At 61.0% G+C, this 17,911-nt stretch carries 21 protein-coding genes; 12 read left to right on the top strand and 9 right to left on the bottom strand.

Annotated elements, in window-relative coordinates; translation table 11 throughout:
* Positions 1 to 117: 117 nt before the first annotated feature.
* Together clpX and clpP are read right to left on the bottom strand one after the other, a co-directional pair.
* A complete protein-coding gene (clpX, locus tag IP85_RS15675; protein WP_054150608.1) occupies positions 118 to 1,395 on the bottom strand; it encodes an ATP-dependent Clp protease ATP-binding subunit ClpX in 1,278 nt (425 codons plus the stop codon).
* A gap of 286 nt (positions 1,396 to 1,681) precedes the next feature.
* The gene (gene clpP / locus IP85_RS15670) at positions 1,682 to 2,317 is read right to left on the bottom strand and encodes an ATP-dependent Clp endopeptidase proteolytic subunit ClpP (protein ID WP_054150607.1); all 636 of its coding nucleotides are present in this window, start codon (positions 2,315 to 2,317) and stop codon (positions 1,682 to 1,684) included.
* A 358-nt stretch (positions 2,318 to 2,675) separates the two neighbouring features.
* On the opposite strand from clpP, the gene IP85_RS15665 reads away from it, so the two are divergent.
* Complete coding sequence (locus tag IP85_RS15665) at positions 2,676 to 3,932, top strand: GGDEF domain-containing protein (protein ID WP_054150606.1); 1,257 nt, start codon at positions 2,676 to 2,678, stop codon at positions 3,930 to 3,932.
* 50 nt (positions 3,933 to 3,982) lie between these two features.
* Positions 3,983 to 5,227, top strand: a complete 1,245-nt coding sequence (locus IP85_RS15660) for a cytochrome P450 (protein WP_054150605.1) — start codon at positions 3,983 to 3,985, stop codon at positions 5,225 to 5,227.
* On the opposite strand, the gene IP85_RS15655 is transcribed toward IP85_RS15660, so the two are convergent.
* The gene (locus tag IP85_RS15655) at positions 5,133 to 6,200 is read right to left on the bottom strand and encodes a YafY family protein (protein WP_245280882.1); all 1,068 of its coding nucleotides are present in this window, start codon (positions 6,198 to 6,200) and stop codon (positions 5,133 to 5,135) included. The two genes, IP85_RS15660 and IP85_RS15655, sit on opposite strands and share 95 nt — an antisense overlap.
* A 120-nt stretch (positions 6,201 to 6,320) precedes the next feature.
* Here IP85_RS15655 and IP85_RS15650 point away from each other — a divergent pair, with 120 nt between their 5' ends.
* Positions 6,321 to 6,980, top strand: coding sequence for a glutathione S-transferase family protein (locus tag IP85_RS15650; RefSeq protein ID WP_054150604.1), 660 nt, complete (start codon positions 6,321 to 6,323; stop codon positions 6,978 to 6,980).
* Here IP85_RS15650 and IP85_RS15645 read toward each other — a convergent pair.
* Together IP85_RS15645 and IP85_RS15640 are read right to left on the bottom strand one after the other, a co-directional pair.
* A complete protein-coding gene (locus tag IP85_RS15645; RefSeq protein ID WP_054150603.1) occupies positions 6,977 to 7,321 on the bottom strand; it encodes a cupin domain-containing protein in 345 nt (114 codons plus the stop codon). The two genes, IP85_RS15650 and IP85_RS15645, sit on opposite strands and share 4 nt — an antisense overlap.
* A gap of 55 nt (positions 7,322 to 7,376) precedes the next feature.
* Positions 7,377 to 8,663 carry an O-acetylhomoserine aminocarboxypropyltransferase gene (locus IP85_RS15640; RefSeq protein WP_054150602.1) on the bottom strand — a complete coding sequence of 429 codons (1,287 nt, stop codon included), beginning with the start codon at positions 8,661 to 8,663 and terminating at the stop codon, positions 7,377 to 7,379.
* A 167-nt stretch (positions 8,664 to 8,830) separates the two neighbouring features.
* Between IP85_RS15640 and IP85_RS15635 the strand changes: the two genes are divergently transcribed.
* Positions 8,831 to 9,262, top strand: coding sequence for a DUF6455 family protein (locus IP85_RS15635; RefSeq protein ID WP_054150601.1), 432 nt, complete (start codon positions 8,831 to 8,833; stop codon positions 9,260 to 9,262).
* A gap of 4 nt (positions 9,263 to 9,266) precedes the next feature.
* Here the strand turns inward: IP85_RS15635 and IP85_RS15630 are convergent, their stop codons facing one another.
* Positions 9,267 to 9,698, bottom strand: coding sequence for a CoA-binding protein (locus IP85_RS15630; protein ID WP_054150600.1), 432 nt, complete (start codon positions 9,696 to 9,698; stop codon positions 9,267 to 9,269).
* Positions 9,699 to 9,811: 113 nt separating this feature from the next.
* Here IP85_RS15630 and IP85_RS15625 point away from each other — a divergent pair, with 113 nt between their 5' ends.
* On the top strand, positions 9,812 to 10,156 hold the full coding sequence (locus IP85_RS15625) for a hypothetical protein (protein ID WP_054150599.1): 345 nt from the start codon (positions 9,812 to 9,814) through the stop codon (positions 10,154 to 10,156).
* Positions 10,157 to 10,170: 14 nt separating this feature from the next.
* On the opposite strand, the gene IP85_RS15620 is transcribed toward IP85_RS15625, so the two are convergent.
* Together IP85_RS15620 and IP85_RS15615 are read right to left on the bottom strand one after the other, a co-directional pair.
* Positions 10,171 to 10,635 carry a CoA-binding protein gene (locus IP85_RS15620; RefSeq protein WP_054150598.1) on the bottom strand — a complete coding sequence of 155 codons (465 nt, stop codon included), beginning with the start codon at positions 10,633 to 10,635 and terminating at the stop codon, positions 10,171 to 10,173.
* Positions 10,636 to 10,749: 114 nt separating this feature from the next.
* Positions 10,750 to 11,181, bottom strand: a complete 432-nt coding sequence (locus tag IP85_RS15615) for a VOC family protein (RefSeq protein ID WP_054150597.1) — start codon at positions 11,179 to 11,181, stop codon at positions 10,750 to 10,752.
* Between the two features lie 431 nt (positions 11,182 to 11,612).
* Here IP85_RS15615 and rplM point away from each other — a divergent pair, with 431 nt between their 5' ends.
* The 6 genes from rplM (at position 11,613) to IP85_RS15585 (ending at position 16,429) form a co-directional block, all read left to right on the top strand.
* Positions 11,613 to 12,077, top strand: a complete 465-nt coding sequence (gene rplM, locus IP85_RS15610; RefSeq protein ID WP_054150596.1) for a 50S ribosomal protein L13 — start codon at positions 11,613 to 11,615, stop codon at positions 12,075 to 12,077.
* Positions 12,078 to 12,079: 2 nt separating this feature from the next.
* Entirely contained in the window at positions 12,080 to 12,544 is a 465-nt protein-coding gene (gene rpsI, locus IP85_RS15605; protein WP_054150595.1) for a 30S ribosomal protein S9, read from the top strand.
* 153 nt (positions 12,545 to 12,697) lie between these two features.
* Positions 12,698 to 13,651, top strand: coding sequence for an agmatinase (speB, locus tag IP85_RS15600; protein ID WP_054150594.1), 954 nt, complete (start codon positions 12,698 to 12,700; stop codon positions 13,649 to 13,651).
* Between the two features lie 68 nt (positions 13,652 to 13,719).
* Complete coding sequence (gene argC / locus IP85_RS15595) at positions 13,720 to 14,652, top strand: N-acetyl-gamma-glutamyl-phosphate reductase (RefSeq protein ID WP_054150593.1); 933 nt, start codon at positions 13,720 to 13,722, stop codon at positions 14,650 to 14,652.
* A 4-nt stretch (positions 14,653 to 14,656) separates the two neighbouring features.
* On the top strand, positions 14,657 to 15,526 hold the full coding sequence (locus IP85_RS15590; RefSeq protein ID WP_054150592.1) for an aminoglycoside phosphotransferase family protein: 870 nt from the start codon (positions 14,657 to 14,659) through the stop codon (positions 15,524 to 15,526).
* 60 nt (positions 15,527 to 15,586) lie between these two features.
* On the top strand, positions 15,587 to 16,429 hold the full coding sequence (locus tag IP85_RS15585) for a class III extradiol ring-cleavage dioxygenase (RefSeq protein WP_054150591.1): 843 nt from the start codon (positions 15,587 to 15,589) through the stop codon (positions 16,427 to 16,429).
* Positions 16,430 to 16,435: 6 nt separating this feature from the next.
* Here the strand turns inward: IP85_RS15585 and IP85_RS15580 are convergent, their stop codons facing one another.
* On the bottom strand, positions 16,436 to 17,539 hold the full coding sequence (locus tag IP85_RS15580) for a COX15/CtaA family protein (RefSeq protein ID WP_054150590.1): 1,104 nt from the start codon (positions 17,537 to 17,539) through the stop codon (positions 16,436 to 16,438).
* Positions 17,540 to 17,655: 116 nt separating this feature from the next.
* Between IP85_RS15580 and IP85_RS15575 the strand changes: the two genes are divergently transcribed.
* Positions 17,656 to 17,883, top strand: a complete 228-nt coding sequence (locus IP85_RS15575; RefSeq protein WP_054150589.1) for a DUF2842 domain-containing protein — start codon at positions 17,656 to 17,658, stop codon at positions 17,881 to 17,883.
* Positions 17,884 to 17,911 lie beyond the last annotated feature (28 nt).

Raw genomic sequence — 17,911 nt, 5'->3', positions numbered from 1 at the left:
AATACCGTAAATGGACAAGGGCTCCGGAGATAACCACAGGCAGCACCAAAAAAGATCGCCCGAAACGGAAAAGCCCGCCACAAGGGCGGGCTTTTCGCTGCAATCGATCCGAAACGATCAGGCGGAAGCGTTGGCCTTCTCTTCCTGGCGATCGGCATAGATGTAGAGCGGGCGGGAATTGCCGTTGACGACGTCGTCGGAGATGACGACTTCGCGGACGCCTTCCAGTTCCGGCAGTTCGAACATCGTGTCGAGCAGGATCTTTTCCATGATCGAACGAAGGCCACGGGCACCGGTCTTGCGGGTGATCGCCTTGCGGGCAATCTCGCGAAGCGCGTCCTCGTGGAAGGACAGTTCGACGTCCTCCATTTCGAACAGGCGCTGGTACTGCTTCACAAGCGCGTTCTTCGGCTCGGACAGGATCTGGATCAGTGCATCTTCGTCCAGGTCTTCAAGCGTCGCCAGGACTGGCAGACGACCGATGAATTCCGGGATAAGGCCGAACTTGACGAGATCTTCCGGCTCGAGTTCACGCAGAACTTCGCCGACGCGGCGATCGTCTTCCGCCTTCACCGTTGCGCCAAAACCGATCGAGGTCTTTTCGCCGCGGGCGGATATGATCTTGTCGAGGCCGGCAAAGGCGCCGCCGCAGATGAACAGGATGTTGGTCGTATCCACCTGCAGGAATTCCTGCTGGGGATGCTTGCGGCCACCCTGCGGAGGAACGGACGCGACCGTGCCTTCCATGATCTTCAGAAGCGCCTGCTGGACGCCCTCGCCCGATACGTCGCGGGTGATCGAGGGATTGTCCGACTTGCGGGAGATCTTGTCGACTTCGTCGATATAGACGATGCCGCGCTGGGCGCGCTCGACGTTGTAATCTGCCGACTGCAGGAGCTTCAGGATGATGTTTTCGACGTCTTCACCGACATAACCGGCTTCGGTCAGAGTCGTGGCATCCGCCATGGTGAAGGGCACGTCGATGATGCGGGCAAGCGTCTGGGCAAGATAGGTCTTGCCGCAGCCGGTCGGGCCGACGAGCATGATGTTCGACTTCGCCAGTTCCACGTCGCCGCCCTTGGAGGCGTGCGAAAGGCGCTTGTAGTGGTTGTGCACGGCCACAGCGAGGATCTTCTTCGCCTGCTTTTGACCGATCACGTATTCGTCGAGGATCTTGATGATGTCCTGCGGCGTGGGAACGCCGTCACGAGACTTGACCATCGAAGACTTATTCTCTTCGCGGATGATATCCATGCAGAGTTCGACGCATTCATCGCAGATGAACACCGTCGGTCCGGCAATCAGCTTGCGGACCTCGTGCTGGCTCTTGCCGCAGAAGGAACAATAAAGGGTATTCTTGGAGTCACCGCCGTTGCTTCCGCTGACTTTGCTCATGTCTTTATCCTTCCAGCACGCCGCGCCACCGCAGTCACGGCAGGGCGGTCACTCACACTGTTCAGCTTCCACCGCCGCCTTTGGTGAAAACCTCTTCCGATCCGGAGCTACTAGCCGATCCGACCTTGTCGGAGCGGCGGCAACGAAAACTCTCAGTCTCGGCAGACTATGTCACAAAGATTCAACATAGCCTTAATCCTACTATTAGCGCTTTTGCGTCGACTTTAAACCCCGGGTGCCATCACGTCTGCCGGCATCGGTCCGATACCGGCATCCGCAACAAGGGTCAGGCCGACGGTGCAGCGCCTTCCATTTCAGCGCGCGAGGTCAGGATACGGTCGATCAGACCCCATTCCTTGGCTTCGCTCGATTCCATGAAGTGGTCACGATCAAGCGTGTTCTCGACTTCGTCGTATGTCTTGCCGGTGTGCTTGACATAGACCTCGTTCAGGCGACGCTTCATCTTAATGATGTCACGAGCATGGCGCTCGATGTCAGAGGCCTGCCCCTGGAAGCCGCCGGAAGGCTGGTGAACCATGATCCGCGAGTTCGGGGTGGCAAAGCGCATGCCCTTCTCGCCTGCAGCGAGGAGCAAAGAGCCCATCGAAGCGGCCTGGCCGATGCAAAGCGTCGACACGGCCGGACGGATGAACTGCATCGTGTCGTAGATCGCCATGCCGGAGGTGACGACACCGCCCGGCGAATTGATGTAGATGGCGATTTCCTTCTTCGGGTTCTCGGCCTCAAGGAAGAGAAGCTGGGCACAGACGAGCGAGGCCATGGTGTCTTCGACCGGGCCCGTAAGGAAGATGATCCGCTCCTTCAGCAGTCGAGAAAAGATGTCGTAGGAGCGCTCGCCACGGTTGGTCTGCTCGACGACCATCGGCACCAGAGCGAGAGCGGTATCAACGGGATTTCTCATGTCGGTCCTTTTCAGCCTCTCCCCGGCACATCCGTGTGGCGGGAATCACGTAATCTTTGTCAATCCCTACATAGAGTGTCCGCACCCAGACATTCAAGACACGAGGACCGGATATCCTTAATGGTCGCGATGCGCTCCCTGCTGGAGATCCTGACTTTCGGCCGGCTCGACGGGCGGCTGAGTGCCATGGCGCGATATCCGTACACAAGAAACGGCTAACATGGTGAAATTTCGGTAAGTCTGGCCTTTGCTCAATTCCTGGCCGGGGCAGGATTCTGCGCGTTTTCATAGTGACTGTTTAACCTGCTTGGCCCATTCTGCAGCGATAGACTGCCGAATTCGTTTCAGGAATTGCATCGTGATTGACGTCAAGACCGCGTTTTTGCTCTGGGTTATCCAGGCCAGCACGCTCGCGATTCTGCTCATGGCCATCTGGTGGCACGCCCGTGACCAGAAACACTTCTTATGGTTCGGCACCGGATTCCTGTTTCATGCGAGTGGCCTTGGACTGGTCGCGCTGCGCGGACAGATCCCCGATTTCGTTTCGATCCAGACGGCCAACACCATATCGCTCCTCGGCTTCAGTCTCTGGGTGAAGGGGCTCGCAGCCCTTGATCACAGGCCGGCACCGCGGCTTTTGTGGATCCCGCCCGTAGTCTGGCTCGCCGGAAACCTCGCACCCTTCATCCGGATGGAGTTCGCCTTTAGGGTCTCGCTTTACAATGTGGCCGCCGCCATCGGCTTCGCGACGCTGGCCTTCATCGCCGCGCGCGCGCAATTTAGCTCCCGCCGCGATCGCGCCCTGCTTGTCTGCATCTGGGGTGGTCAATCTGCGGTGACGCTGGGTTTTGCCGCGTTCGTCATTTTCCAGCGCCCCACGAGCTTTGCCGACAACTATTTCTCCATGTGGATAGGAACGCTCGCGGTCATCGGCTTTGTGACCTCGGTCGTGATACTCGCCAAGATTACAATGGACCGTTCCCAGGAACAGCTTCAGGCACTGGTCAGGACCGATCCACTGACCGGCGCGCTCAACCGGCGCGGCTTTTCCGAGGCCTATCAGGGGCTTGTGGAAAGCACTCCCCTCAACACACTGGCCGTCCTGATCTTCGACCTCGATCATTTCAAGCAGATCAATGACCGACATGGCCATACGGTCGGTGACCGGGTCCTGCGGGAGTTTGCCGAGGTCTGCCGGTCGCTCCTGCCGCAGCGTGCGGTATTCGCGCGGACCGGCGGTGAAGAATTCGCCGCAGTCCTCGCGATTTCGGAACCGAGGGATGCGGCGCTGTTTGCCGAGACCGTGCGGCTGGCGCTGGCAGATCGCAGCATCCCGACCGAAGACGAGGCGATCTCTGTTACCACCAGCGTCGGCATCGCGACCAGTTCTCTGCGCGACGCAGATCTGGACAAGCTCCTGTCCGAGGCCGATCTCGCGCTCTACACGGCCAAGGCGCAAGGGAGAAACCGCACCTCGCTGCGCTCGGGCAACCTCACCGTGACCGTGCCGCCAGTGCGCGAAGACAACATACAGGTAGAGGTCGATCGGCAGGCGAGCCGACAGGTGGCCATTCTGAAACGCATCTCTGCCGTTGCCCACAAGCTGGACGACTGAGCGCATCCGCTTCCCCTTGCGCGCGGGGATGCAAAGGATAAACAGAACGCATGACACAGACATCCTTCCTTTCCATCGACCCCGCCACCCGTCGGGTCTCCCTCGACGCCCGCGATCCGGCCTTCTACAGCGATCCGAACCGCACCTATGCGGCCCTGCATGACAGCTGTCCGACCTTCTACTGGGAGGAACAGAAGCAATGGTTCTTCACCGGCTATGACCATGTGAACGCGCTTTTGCGCGACCGCCGCTTTGGCCGGCAGATCCTGCATATCGCGACCCGCGAGGAGCTCGGCATGCCGGAACCAGCCGAGCACACCCGTCACTTCGACAAGGCTGAGGAGCATTCCCTGCTCGAGATCGAGCCGCCGGAGCACACGCGCCTGAGGACGCTCGTCAACCGCGCCTTTGTCTCTCGCCATGTCGAGAAGATGACGCCTGAGATCGAGCTGCTCGCGAACCGGCTGATCGACGATTTCGAGAAGGATGGAAAGACCGAGCTTCTGTCGACCTTTGCCGACATCATCCCGGTCACGATGATCGCGCGGATGATCGGCATCCCCGAGGACATGGGACCACAGCTCCTCAAATGGAGCCACGACTATGTCGGCATGTACATGTTCAAGCGGACGCGTGCAGACGAGGAAGCCGCAGACCGCTCGGCGAAGGAATTTGCGGATTATGTTCGGACAGTGATTGCCGAGCGCCGCGCCAATCCGAGCGACGATCTCTTGAGCCACATGATCCACACCGAGCACAAGGGCCAGTTCCTCACCGAGGACGAGCTGATCTCGACAACGATCGTGCTGCTCAATGCCGGCCATGAAGCGACCGTGCACCAGATCGGCAACTCGGTGCGCGTGATCCTCGACAGCGGCATCGATCCCTCAACGCTGTTCTCCGACGAGAAGACGACGGAGCGGACCGTCGAGGAAACACTTCGCATCTGTGCGCCGGTGCATATCTTCCAGCGCTGGTGTCTGGAGCCCTGCGAGATCGACGGCGTCAGCTTTCAGCGTGGCGATAAGGTGAGCCTGATCCTGGCTGCGGCCAATCTCGATCCGCAGAAATTCCCGGAACCACTCGCCTTCAAGCCTTCGCGCGATGAAGGGGCCAATCTCTCCTTCGGCGCAGGCATCCATTTCTGCATCGGTGCACCGCTTGCGCGTCTCGAACTCAAGATCGTGCTGCCGCTGCTCTTCAAACGGCTGCCAGGGCTGAAGATTGCACAGACGCCCACGGTAAAGGACGTCTATCACTTCCACGGCCTGGAACGGCTGGATCTAACCTGGTGAGGGCAGCCGGCTCGGCGTATCGGACCATCAGCGCTTCGACGGCCCGCCGCATGGCGAGCCGCAATTCCGGCGGGTCGATCACCTCGACCTCCGTTGCGAGCTTCAGCATTTCGGAGACGGCCATGCGCTCATGCGCCACTGGCAGGCGGACCGTCTGCCAGCCATACTCGTCAGGCTCTCCCAGCAATTCGAGATTGGCGCGCACATAGGGTGACGCCATGTGCTCCAGCTCTTTTAGTCCCCAGGCCGAGAGCCGGATCACTGCCGAGTTCGGGTAGAGCTCGAGTTCGAGGCGCCGCGTGTTTTCGTTCCAGTATTCTGCGAGATCAAAATCTCTCGGCCAATCGAAACGCTCTTCGGTGACGATCAGGTCGAGGACACGCGAGATCCTGTAGGTGCGGACAGTGCCGTCGACGCGGGCGGCAAGATACCAGGCTCCGCCCTTCATGACGATGCCGAGCGGTTCGGCCTCACGGTTCTTTTCCGCCTTCCAGGAGCGATAGCGCATGCGAATGCGCTTGGAATTCCAGACCGCATCGGCGATCGCCTGCAAATAGATGGGCTGCTCCCCCTCCGCGAGCCAGGCAGGCGCGTCGAGATGGAACTTCTGCTGCATGCGGCGGGCGCTTTCGCGCAGATCCTCGGGCAAGGCGGCCGTCAGCTTCTTCTGGGCGCCGGCCATCAGCGAACCGAGACCGAGATCGGCGGCGGCGCCAGGAATACCGGACAGGAACATGGCCTCGGCCTCTGACGGCGTCAGGCCATTCAGCCGCACGCGATAGCCATCCAACAGCCGATAGCCGCCGTCCGAGCCCCGCTCGCTGTAGACGGGGATACCTGACAGTGAGAGGGCATCGATATCGCGGTAGATGGTGCGTACCGAAACCTCGTTTTCGTCAGCCAGTGCCTCGGCCGTCACCAGCCCCTTCGCCTGCAGCGTCGTCAGGATGTTGATCAGCCGGCTCGCCCGCATCAGAAAATCTCCCTTTCGACCATCATGCTAAACCAACCTGACACAATCTGACAGGTATGGTGGCGCATTCTCCCTTCGTCGCCCCGAGGCGCGTCCAGTTTAAAAAATGGGAGACTTCCAATGAGCAAAGACCATCAGATCACCCTCTTCTACTCGCCGCAGACCCGCGCCACCGGTGCGCGCGTGTTACTCGAGGAACTGAAGGTGCCTTACGATCTGCATGTGCTGAACATGAAGACGGGCGAGCAGCGCCAGCCCGCCTATCTCGCGATCAACCCGCTCGGCAAGGTGCCGGCGGTGCGAGTCGGCGATACGTTGGTTACCGAACAGGGCGCAATCTACCTCTATCTCGCTGATCTCTACCCCGAAGCGGGGCTTGCCCCTGCCCTCACGGACCCGGATCGCGGCGCTTATCTGCGCTGGCTCTTCATCTATGGCAGTTGCTTCGAACCGGCAGTCGTCGATCGCTTCATGAAGCGCGAGCCGGGATCGATGAACGAGACCCCCTATGCCAGCTACGAGTCGCTGATCGACATGCTAGAGGAGGCGCTCAAGACGGGCCCCTACCTGCTCGGCGAGCGCTTCACGGCAGCGGATCTGCTCTGGGGGATCGCGCTGCGCTGGACGACGATGTTCGGCCTCGTCGAGGCGCGCCCGGCGTTTCAGGCCTATATGGCCCGCATCGACGGTCGCGCGAGTGTTCACAAGGTGTCGGCCGAAGATGTCGCCATGGCTGCCGAACACGAGGCGGCAGCGGCCAGGCTTAAGGCCGCAAGCTAAAGCCGGATCACATAGTCCTTGCGAGTCGTTTCAAGCACTTCCCAGGTTCCCTTGAAGCCGGGTCTGAGGATCAGGCGGTCGCCTGCCTTCAAGTGAACAGGCTCGCCGCCTTCCTCGGTGACAACAGAGTGGCCTTCGAGAATGTGGAAGTACTCCCATTCATCGTAGACGATCCGCCACTTGCCGGGCGTCGACTGCCAAATACCGGCATAGATGCCACCGTCGGCTTCCTCGATGTTCCAGGTGGTGAAGCGTGGGTCGCCTGAAATCAGGCGATCGGCGGCGGGAGCGCCCTCTTCCGGCGTGACGGTGGAGGGATCGAATGGCAGGGACAGGCTCATCATGGTCTCCAGGGAAACGAGCGGCGGCGTTTCGCACCGCCGCTCAAAGGACAGATCAGGCAGAGGCCAGAGCCTGTTCGAGATCGGCGATGATGTCTTCCGCGTCCTCTATGCCGATGGACAGACGCACCACGTCGGGTCCGGCACCGGCTGCGATCTGCTGGGCTTCGGAGAGCTGCGCATGGGTCGTCGACGCCGGATGGATTATCAGCGAGCGGGTGTCCCCGATGTTGGCCAGGTGCGAGAAGAGCTTCAAGCCGCCGACCAGCGCCTTGCCGGCTTCGAGCCCGCCCTTGATGCCGAAGGTGAAGACGGACCCGGCGCCCTTCGGCGAGTAGCGCTTCTGCAGCGCATTGTTCGGATCGTCGGGCAGGCCGGCATAGTTGACCCAGGCGACCTTCGGGTGGCTCTTCAGCCAGGTCGCAACCTTCATGGCATTGTCGCAGTGGCGCTGCATGCGGAGCGGCAGGGTCTCGATGCCTGTCAGGAGCAGGAAGGCGTTCATCGGGGCGATTGCGGGCCCAAGGTCACGAAGGCCGAGGACGCGGCAGGCGATGGCGAAGGCGAAATTCCCGAAAGCCTGATGCAGGACGACGCCGTTATATTCCGGGCGCGGCTCTGACAGCATCGGATATTTGCCAGGCTTGGCCGACCAGTCAAAGGTGCCGCCATCGACGATGACACCGCCCATGGAATTGCCGTGGCCGCCGAGGAACTTGGTGACGGAATGGACGATGATGTCGGCGCCGTGCTCAAGCGGGCGGATGAGGTAAGGGCTCGCCATGGTGTTGTCTACGATCAGCGGCAGACCGTGTCGATGGGCGACTTCGGCAATAGCTTCGATATCCACGAAGGTGCCGCCGGGATTGGCCAGGCTTTCGATGTAGACGGCCTTGGTCTTGTCATCGATCTGGGCGGCAAAGCTCTCGGGGTCAGCAGGGTCTGCCCAGCGGACCTGCCAGCCGAAATTCTTGAAGGCATGGCCGAACTGGTTGATCGAGCCACCATAGAGCTTCCTGGCGGCGACGAAGTTGTCGCCGGGCTGCATAAGCGAGTGGAAGATCAGGAGCTGGGCAGCATGACCGGAAGCGACCGCAAGTGCTGCCGTTCCGCCTTCAAGCGCTGCAATCCGCTCTTCCAGAACGCCCTGGGTGGGGTTCATGATGCGGGTGTAGATATTGCCGAACTCCTTGAGGGCAAAGAGATTTGCGGCATGGTCGCTATCGTTGAAGACGTAAGCTGTGGTCTGGTAGATCGGCGTGATGCGCGCGCCCGTCGTGGGGTCCGGCTGAGCGCCGGCATGGATGGCAAGCGTGGCGAAACCCGGATTGTTCTCCGACATTATTTGGTCCTCCCTATGTGACTTCGGGCCGGATCATAATCAGTCGCCGCCCGATGTCAGCCCGGATTATTCCAAAGTGCGGGGGTGATCGGGAAATTCATACTTGATCGAGGTCAATGCGGTGGTCCGTCGTGCTGGCATGCTCTTCGCAGTTAAAGGAGAGACGCATGACACTCACGATCGCCGATCCGGTCCGCCACACCGTGCAGCAAATCCTCTCCTGGTTCGCCCAGGGTTTCGAAACCGCCAATGAAGGCAACATGCTTGCCGCCTTATCCGATGCCGAAGTCGATGCGCTCGCAGACGACTGCGGCATCAGCAGCCATCAGTTGCTGGCGCTCGTGAAGGCAGGCCCGCATGCCGCCGACGAAATGCCGGCGATGATGCGGGCCCTGAACATCGATCCGGCAGAGGTGGAGTACCGCATGCGTCGCCTGTTCCGCGACATGCAGGTGACCTGTGCGCAGTGTTCATCCAAGGATACCTGCCGGGCGCACCTGCGCCACGGCAAGGCCGAGCAAACCTTTGTCGACTATTGCGGCAATGCCGATACGCTGAACGCACTGCGCGCCAATCCGGACTTGCTGGTCGGCGCCTAACGCGTCAGAGCCCGAGCCTGGGGATTTCGATCGCCGGGCAGCGGTCCATGACCACGCGGATGCCAGCCTCTTCGGCCGGCTTGACGGCTTCATCGTCGCGGACCGTAAGCTGACCCCAGATGACCTTGGGCCGGTTCGGCAAGGCAAGCGTTTCTGCGACCACCTCGCCCAGGTATTCAGGTGCCCGGAAAACGTCGACCATGTCGATCGGTTCAGGGATGTCAGCCATCGTGGCGTAGACGGTCTGGCCGAGAATTTCCTTGCCGGCCTGCCCCGGATTGACCGGATAGACCGTATAGCCCTTCGACAGAAGGAAACGCATGACGCCGAAACTCGGGCGATCCGGCTTCGGAGACGCGCCGAGCAACGCGATCGTTCGGACGCTTCCTAGGATGTCCCGCAGGTCTTCCGCGCTGTAGTGATCGTGATCGGCCATGTCTGTCTCCCCATCTCGCTAGATCAGGATTAAATGGTGTGGCCGCCGTCGGCAACAAGGCGGAACCGCCCTGCCCGGCCACACGTTGATCTGCCGTCTCAAGGAGGTCCGCCATGCGCCCGACACAGCTTGCCATCACAACCATCGCAGCCCTGCTGCTTGCCCAGCCGGCACTCGCAATTTCGCGCTACAACTCCACTGCGCTCACCTGCGACCAGGTCCGGCAGCGCGTCCTGAACGAAGGCGCGGTCATTCTGCGCTACCCGTCGACGCGCGTGAAAGGCATGACGCTCTACGACCGCTATGTCACACGCAGCGCCATGTGCGATCCGCATGAATATGCCGAGCGCGCCTATGTGCCGACGCGCGATGCCGCCCGGTGCCCGGTGCTCAACTGCCAGGACTACGATCCGGAGACGCGTCGTTTCGGCTTTGGAAAACCGATCATCCGCTTCTGAATCGCCTGAGCGTATTAGGCTGCATGACCTTGCGCCGAGCCCGGATGCAGCCGCTCATAGACAAGCGGATATTCGGAGACCAGCGCGCGGTTCATGACCATGCTGATGCCTGCTGCCTCTGCCTTTTCGGCCGCCGCATCATCCCGAATGCCGAGCTGACACCAGATCGCGAAGGGCCGGGGCGACATTGCCAGAACCTCGTCGACGATGCCCGGCAGGCATTCCGTGCGGCGGAAGACATCGACGAGATGAACCGGTTCCGGAATCTCCGCCAGCGATCCGTAGACCTGCTGCCCGAGGATACGCTCGCCGCGATGCAGCGGATTGACGGGGAAGACGTGATAGCCCTTGCCAAGCAGAAAGCCGGAGATCCAGTGACTGGGGCGCTTGTCATCCGGCGAGGCGCCGACGACGGCCACGTTCTTGGCCGTCGCAAGGATATCGGCAAGGTAGCTGTTGAGGTAGGTGTCGTGGTTCATGGACGTTCCTCCCGGCCCGCAAAGGCCCTTGGTTTACCCGTCCATCTTGTCCCAATCTCACTCTAGCGCGGACCGCTTAACGAGCGCGTATCCATATCGGTCAAATGCGAGCGATCATTCCGGAAGGATGACATGTCCGTGTTCATCCTGCGGGAAGAAGGGGTTGAAGGCGATCTCCCACAAATGACCATCGGGATCGGCGACGTAACCGGAGTAACCACCCCAGAAGACTTTCTCCGGCGGTTTGACCAGCCTTGCCCCGCAGGACACGGCAAACTTCACGACGGCATCGACGCCGATCTCGCTCGAGACATTGTAGGCGAGCGTGACGCCGGAAAAGCCCGGGGGCGTGTCCGAGACATGCGCATCTTCCGCCAGGCTGGCGCGCGAAAACAGACCAAGGGCCGTGCCCTTCAGCTGGATGAAGGTCACCTGGTCGTTGGACGCGGCGGATTTTGTCCAGCCCAACCTCGCATAAAACTCGGTGCTGCGAGCGACGTCGGCGACGCCGAGCGTGATGAGCGAAATTCGGCGTTCGAGCGACATGGCGATCTCCGTTGACGACCCCAGCCGGTACGTTCGGTTTATGTTTTCATTATGTTCATGCGCATATTAGCAAAATCATGGGTTGCGCTGGACAATTATGACACGTCTGTTCCATTTGCTTGCTTCGCTGGAATGCGGAATTCCGTCTTTTCCGGCCGATTAGCGCGGTCATGGAGTCTGATGCCGACAGCGATCGACATGCGGTAAAATAACACCACACCATCAAGTCATTGTTTTACCTTCGGTTTCTCCGAACCCGCCGAGCTGCCGCGATCTTGACCTCCAGCGGCACTCCCTCTATACCCCTCCTCGGAATGCGGCCCTTCGGGACCGCCTTCTTTTTTGCGTCGAAAACGGCGCGAAACAAGCAACAAGAAACGCCTGTCGCTCCCACAATTGGGAAACACAGGATCACACTGAAAGAGACCTCAATGTCTACCTTCGTTCAGAAGCCTGCAGAGGTGGAGAAGAAGTGGATCCTCATCGACGCCGAAGGGCTCGTTGTCGGCCGCCTCGCCACCATCATCGCCATGCACCTGCGTGGCAAGCACAAGGCCACCTACACCCCCCATGTTGACGACGGCGACAACGTCATCGTCATCAATGCCGAAAAGGTCGTCTTCACCGGCAAGAAGTATGCCGACAAGAAGTACTACTGGCACACCGGTTATCCGGGCGGCATCAAGGAGCGTACGGCTCGCCAGATCATCGAAGGCCGCTTCCCGGAGCGCGTTCTCGAGAAGGCCGTCGAGCGCATGATCCCGCGTGGCCCGCTCGGTCGTCGCCAGATGAAGAACCTGCGCGTCTATCCTGGCACGAACCACCCGCATGAAGCTCAGCAGCCCGTCGCTCTCGACGTTGCCAAGCTGAACGCCAAGAACACAAGGAGCGCCTAAGTATGGCCGATCTTTCTTCCCTGAAGGACCTTGCCCCGGCACAGGACGCAGCTCCGGCTCACGTCCGCAAGGTCGACTCGCTGGGTCGCTCCTACGCCACCGGCAAGCGTAAGAACGCCGTTGCCCGCGTATGGGTCAAGCCGGGCACCGGCAAGATCACCATCAACGGCCGCGAGTTCTCCACTTACTTCGCACGCCCGGTCCTGCAGATGATCCTGCAGCAGCCGATCGTCGCAGTGGCCCGTGACGGCCAGTTCGACATCATCGCGACTGTCGCCGGCGGCGGCCTCTCCGGTCAGGCCGGTGCCGTTCGTCACGGTCTCTCGAAGGCCCTCACCTACTTCGAACCGGGCCTGCGTCCGGTCCTGAAGAAGGGTGGCTTCCTGACCCGCGACAGCCGCGTCGTCGAGCGTAAGAAGTACGGCAAGGCGAAGGCCCGTCGTTCGTTCCAGTTCTCCAAGCGTTAATCGCTGGACAACCGGAAACGGAAATCAAGGCGGGGCTTCGGCTCCGCCTTTTTTTCGTTCGCCTCGACCCGCGCAGCTGCTGCCGGCGATCGAGGCTTGACCGAGCAAGTCGACCAACTAACTTGATCAAATTTTCAGAGGGAGAAGAGCATCATGGCCAGCAAATCGATCGACAACGCGTTTACCGCAAAGACCCTGCGCGGTGCAGCGACCGATCCGACCTATGCGGGCGTGCTCTCCTTCATGCGCCGCAAGTATTCCAAGGACCTCACCGACGTCGATGCGGTCGTGCTCGGCATTCCCTTCGATGCGGCCGTCTCCAACCGTCCCGGCGCTCGTTTCGGACCCCAGGCAATCCGGCGCGCCTCGGCCATCTTCGACAATGATCCGCAATATCCCTTTGCGCGCGATCTCTTCGAGCAGATGGCCGTCATCGATTACGGCGATGTGCTTCTGGACTACGGCAATCATCAGAAGACCCCTGCCCTGATCGAGGACCAGGCGTCCGAGATCATCGCTTCGGGCGCCTACCTGCTTGGCCTTGGCGGCGACCACTTCGTCACCTGGCCACTTCTAAAAGCCCATGCCGCCAAGCACGGACCGCTGGCGCTCGTGCATTTCGATGCCCATCAGGACACCTGGGACGATGACGGCCAGCGGATCGACCATGGTTCCTTCGTCTGCCGCGCCGTGCGCGAGGGTGTGATCGATCCGACGAAATCGATACAGATCGGCATCCGCACGGAAGCGCCGGAGGATTTCGGCATCAAGATCATCCCGGGCTACGATGTCGAGGACATGGGCGCGCAGGCCATCGCCGACGCGATCGTCTCGCATGTTGCCACGGCTCCGACCTATATGACCTTCGACATCGACTGCCTCGACCCGGCCTATGCTCCGGGCACGGGGACACCGGTCGCCGGCGGCCCCTCCTCCGCCAAGATGCTCTCGGTCCTGCGCAAGCTCGGGGCTCTCGACATCCGTGGCTCTGATATCGTCGAGGTGGCGCCAGCCTATGACCATGCCGACATCACCGCAATTGCCGGTGCGACGGTTGCGATGTATATGCTGGGCTTGCGCGCTGAGAAGCTTGCGACACGCGCCTGACACATTGATTCAACACACTCACAATCAGAATCCAGATTCTCATCCAAACCTCTGACGGGACTAGACAAATGGCAGCGAAGATCTTCATCGACGGCGAACACGGCACAACGGGTCTGCAGATCCGCACGCGCCTGGCCGATCGTCGCGACATCGAGCTTTTGTCCATCCCGGAAGCCGAGCGGCGGAACGAGAAGATGCGCGAGGACATGCTCAACAGCGCCGATATCGCCATCCTCAGCCTGCCGGACGATGCGTCGAAGCAGGCCTATGAGATGACGGCGGCGAACAACAATGTCCGTTTGCTGGATGCCTCAACCGCATTTCGGGTGCATCCGGACTGGGCCTATGGCTTTGCCGAGATGGACAAGGCGCAGAAGGCGAAGATCCAATCGGCGCGCTATGTTTCCAATCCCGGCTGCTATCCGACCGGTGCGATCGGCCTCATCCGGCCGCTGCGCGCCGCTGGCATCCTGCCGGACGGCTATCCGATTTCTGTCAATGCCGTGTCGGGCTATACCGGCGGTGGCAAGCAGATGATTGCGCAGATGGAGGACAAGACCCATCCGGAGCATCTGGCGGCGAACAACTTCCTCTACGGCCTGACGCTCAAGCACAAGCATGTGCCGGAGATGCAGACCCATGGCCTGCTTGACCGCGCGCCGCTGTTTGCCCCGTCCGTCGGGCGATTTGCGCAGGGCATGATCGTCCAGGTGCCGCTCTTCCTCGAAGATCTCTCCGCCGGCACGACGGTTGAGAGCATCCATGCGGCACTCGTCGGCCATTATGCGGGGCAGGATATCGTCAGCGTCGTTTCGCTCGGTGAAAGTGCCAAGCTGCCGCGCGTGGATGCCGAAGAACTGGTCGGCCAGGACACGATGAAGCTCTTCGTCTTCGGCACGCCCGGTGGCGCGCATGTCAATCTGGTCGCCCTGCTCGACAATCTCGGCAAGGGCGCGTCAGGAGCGGCCGTGCAGAACATGGATCTGATGCTGTCGGCGTGATGCCGTGGCCGCGTTGCCTGAGCTACCCGTCGCTCTCACAGAAGCCTGGAGCATCGACAAGGCGGAGCTCGTCGCTGACACGCCGTCCAGTCTTGTTTTTCGAGTTTGGCGGCGTGGCTCGACAAACATTGTAAAGAGCCTCAAGCCTGCGGGACACGGCGAACTGCCTGGCCTCGACTTTCTCGAGTGGAGGCAGGGTCTCGGTGCCGTTCGCCTCATTGACCGTATCGGCCACTCATCTCTGCTCGAAGATGGGGGCGCGCGGACGCTGCGGGAACACCTTGATCGCTGGGGCGACGAGGAAGCAACGGACGTCGTGCTCCGTGTGCTGGGCAAGCTGCATGCTCCAGGCGGACGAACAGCTCCAGAAGCGCTCGTGCCCCTCGATCGACATTTCAAGTCTCTGTTCTTGCTTGCGGAAACATCTGGATCGTCCGAACTCGGCACGCTCGCAAGCTGGGCAGCGCGTATTGCACGCGGTTTGCTCAGCGAGCAACTGGGCCAAAGACCGCTTCACGGTGACCTCCATCACGAGAACTTAGTCCAGGATGCCTCCGGCGAGTGGCGGGCGATCGATCCCCAGGGACTTTATGGCGACCCGGTCTATGATGTGGCCAATGTCTTCGGAAACCCGCAGGGAAATGAGACGCTCGTCCTGGATCGGCTGCGCATCATGCGCCTAACGGAGAGATTCGCGGCTCATTTCGGCTGCAGCGGCAGGAAGGTCCTGAGTTATGCGGCGGTTCACGCGATGCTCTCTGTCGCCTGGATGCTGGAAGACGGGGCGTCGCTGGCAGGCGATGCAAGGCTTGCGGAGCGTCTGGCCTTTGCCCGGATCGCAAGATCGCTCGTTGTCGAACACTTTGTCGACTGAATGACGGATCGCCGGCCTCATCACCCTTTGGTAGGACGGAAGCGTACCAGCGAGGTCGTCATGAGCAGCGAAATCCCACATCGCCATCGTTTCCCCGTCTATTTCATTCCGCATGGCGGTGGCCCCTGGCCGTTCATGGACTTCCCCAGGGATGCCGAGGGCAAGGCGCCCTGGGACGATCTGCGGGCCTTCCTCGAAGGCCTCGATGCGGAAATCGGGCGGCGGCCGAAGGCCGTGCTCGTGGTTTCAGGCCATTGGGAGAAGGAACCGGTGCCGACGGTGAGCACGGCTGCGAAGCCTGGCATGCTCTTCGACTACTATAATTTCCCGCCGCACACCTACGAACTCTCCTACCCTGCCCCGGGCTCGCCGGACCTTGCGGCCCGCGCGCGAGCGCTACTGGCAGAGGCCGGGATCGAGAGCGCCGAGGATGCCGCGCGCGGCTTCGATCATGGCGTCTTCATCCCGTTCATGCTGCTCTATCCGGATGCGGATGTCCCGCTGACGATGATTTCTCTCAAGAATACGCTGGATGTTCAAAGCCATGTGGCGATCGGCGAGGCGCTTGCGCCGTTGCGTGACGAAGACGTGCTGATCATCGCTTCGGGCATGAGCTATCACAACATGCGGATGTTCCGGCAGGCCGAACCAAATCATGTTGAGCAAGCGATCCGGTTTGACGACTGGCTGACGCTGGCGGTCTCCTCACCCGACAGCGCGCTTCGTTCAGAAGTGCTCGCGACCTGGGAGCAGAACCCGGATGCCCTGGCCTGCCATGTGCCCGACCACGATCACCTCGTGCCGCTGTTCGTCGCGTCAGGTGCAGCAGGCTCCGATGCTGGGCGGCAGGTCTTCCGGGGTGTGTTCCTCGGAAAACCTTACTCCGCCTATCGCTTCGGCTGATCTGGCTCAGTCGCGGACTTCGACCACAACCGGCTTCGGGCGCTCGCCGTAGAAGGCGCGCAGATGGGCGACGGCAAAGGCGAGCACCACCAGCGCCATGCCCTGATGGATGACACCGGCAGCCAGCGGCACCTGCATCACGAGCGTCGCGATGCCGATTACCGCCTGGATGCTGATGAGGACGAAAAGCACCACGCTACGGCGGGCATGGGTGGTCTCGGGAGCCGCCCGCAGAGACTGGATCATATAGGCGAGTGCCGCCCCCCACAGAACATATGCGCCGATGCGATGGATGTACTGCACCGTCTTGGGGTTTTCGAAGATGTTGATCCACGCGGGCGATTGCATGAAGAGCCCCTGCGGCACCCAGGCGCCGTCCATGAGCGGCCAGGTGTTGTAGGTGAACCCGGCATCGAGACCCGCCACAAGCGCGCCAAGATAAATCTGAACAAACGTCATGATAAGCAGAACGCCCGCGAAGAGACGGCTCTTTTCCGTCGGAACAGCATCGTCCGTATGCGGGTAAAGGCTGCGATAGATCCAGACACAGCTGGCGAAGATGAAGCAGGCCATCATCAGGTGGACGGCCAGACGATACTGGCTGACGTCAGTCCGCTCGCTGAGACCTGAGGAGACCATCCACCAGCCGATGAAGCCCTGCAGGCCTCCAAGCGCGAGAAGCCCGACCAGCGGCTTGCGCAGGCTCGGCTCGATCTTGCCGCGCAGCCAGAAATAGGCGAGCGGGACGGCAAACAGCACGCCGATCAGGCGGGCGAGCAGTCGATGCGCCCATTCCCACCAGAAGATGAACTTGAACTCGTCGAGGCTCATGCCCTTGTTGATCTGCTGGTATTCCGGGATCTGACGATAAAGTTCGAGCTCTTCTTCCCACTCTGCGGCGGTCAGCGGCGGGATGACACCATGGATAGGTTCCCACTTGGTGATCGACAGGCCCGAGTCGGTCAGGCGGGTTGCGCCGCCGACCAGCACGAGACAGAACAGCGCAAGAATCACCACGCCGAGCCAGATGCGGACCGCCTTTCGGTCAGCATCCACGCGAGCGATTTCCTTGCGCACCTGCAACTCGGTTCCGGTCAATACTGCTGTCATTCGTCAATCCTCTTTTCGACCGTTGATTTGCATCAGTCAGCCGTGCAAAACAAGCCCGCCGGTTTGCGGCAAGCGGTCGCGTCGCGGAAGACGGCGACGTCGAGTAGGAATAAGGCATGACAAGGCGCCCGAAACTGAGATCCTTCATCGGTACGATCCTGATCATCCTGATCGTGTCGGTCTATGCCCTGCTCGCGACCACGATCGCGACGGCAACGCTCGCGACCGCGCCCTGGTGGGCTCATCTGCTTTACTTCCTCCTGACCGGCCTGCTCTGGGTTATTCCGGCCATGCTCGTGATCAAGTGGATGGCCGGCCCCTTCAACAAGAAGGACGCGGATTAACTCCGCCTTTACCCTGGCACGGTGTCAG

The organism is Rhizobium sp. AAP116, from assembly GCF_001295785.1.
Classification (GTDB): Bacteria; Pseudomonadota; Alphaproteobacteria; order Rhizobiales; family Rhizobiaceae; genus Allorhizobium.
The sequence above is the reverse complement of the archived record's forward strand: the minus strand, read 5'-3'. Positions and strand labels throughout refer to the sequence as shown.

Coding starts and splice junctions, on each gene's coding strand:
- IP85_RS15640 (WP_054150602.1), bottom strand. CDS start 8,663: ATGTCGGAGAACAATCCGGGTTTCGCCACGCTTGCCATCCATGCCGGC.
- IP85_RS15585 (WP_054150591.1), top strand. CDS start 15,587: ATGAGCAGCGAAATCCCACATCGCCATCGTTTCCCCGTCTATTTCATT.
- clpX (WP_054150608.1), bottom strand. CDS start 1,395: ATGAGCAAAGTCAGCGGAAGCAACGGCGGTGACTCCAAGAATACCCTT.
- IP85_RS15580 (WP_054150590.1), bottom strand. CDS start 17,539: ATGACAGCAGTATTGACCGGAACCGAGTTGCAGGTGCGCAAGGAAATC.
- IP85_RS15645 (WP_054150603.1), bottom strand. CDS start 7,321: ATGAGCCTGTCCCTGCCATTCGATCCCTCCACCGTCACGCCGGAAGAG.
- speB (WP_054150594.1), top strand. CDS start 12,698: ATGGCCAGCAAATCGATCGACAACGCGTTTACCGCAAAGACCCTGCGC.
- IP85_RS15615 (WP_054150597.1), bottom strand. CDS start 11,181: ATGTCGCTCGAACGCCGAATTTCGCTCATCACGCTCGGCGTCGCCGAC.
- rpsI (WP_054150595.1), top strand. CDS start 12,080: ATGGCCGATCTTTCTTCCCTGAAGGACCTTGCCCCGGCACAGGACGCA.
- IP85_RS15660 (WP_054150605.1), top strand. CDS start 3,983: ATGACACAGACATCCTTCCTTTCCATCGACCCCGCCACCCGTCGGGTC.
- rplM (WP_054150596.1), top strand. CDS start 11,613: ATGTCTACCTTCGTTCAGAAGCCTGCAGAGGTGGAGAAGAAGTGGATC.
- IP85_RS15625 (WP_054150599.1), top strand. CDS start 9,812: ATGCGCCCGACACAGCTTGCCATCACAACCATCGCAGCCCTGCTGCTT.
- IP85_RS15650 (WP_054150604.1), top strand. CDS start 6,321: ATGAGCAAAGACCATCAGATCACCCTCTTCTACTCGCCGCAGACCCGC.
- IP85_RS15655 (WP_245280882.1), bottom strand. CDS start 6,200: ATGCGGGCGAGCCGGCTGATCAACATCCTGACGACGCTGCAGGCGAAG.
- IP85_RS15575 (WP_054150589.1), top strand. CDS start 17,656: ATGACAAGGCGCCCGAAACTGAGATCCTTCATCGGTACGATCCTGATC.
- IP85_RS15635 (WP_054150601.1), top strand. CDS start 8,831: ATGACACTCACGATCGCCGATCCGGTCCGCCACACCGTGCAGCAAATC.
- clpP (WP_054150607.1), bottom strand. CDS start 2,317: ATGAGAAATCCCGTTGATACCGCTCTCGCTCTGGTGCCGATGGTCGTC.
- IP85_RS15630 (WP_054150600.1), bottom strand. CDS start 9,698: ATGGCCGATCACGATCACTACAGCGCGGAAGACCTGCGGGACATCCTA.
- IP85_RS15620 (WP_054150598.1), bottom strand. CDS start 10,635: ATGAACCACGACACCTACCTCAACAGCTACCTTGCCGATATCCTTGCG.
- argC (WP_054150593.1), top strand. CDS start 13,720: ATGGCAGCGAAGATCTTCATCGACGGCGAACACGGCACAACGGGTCTG.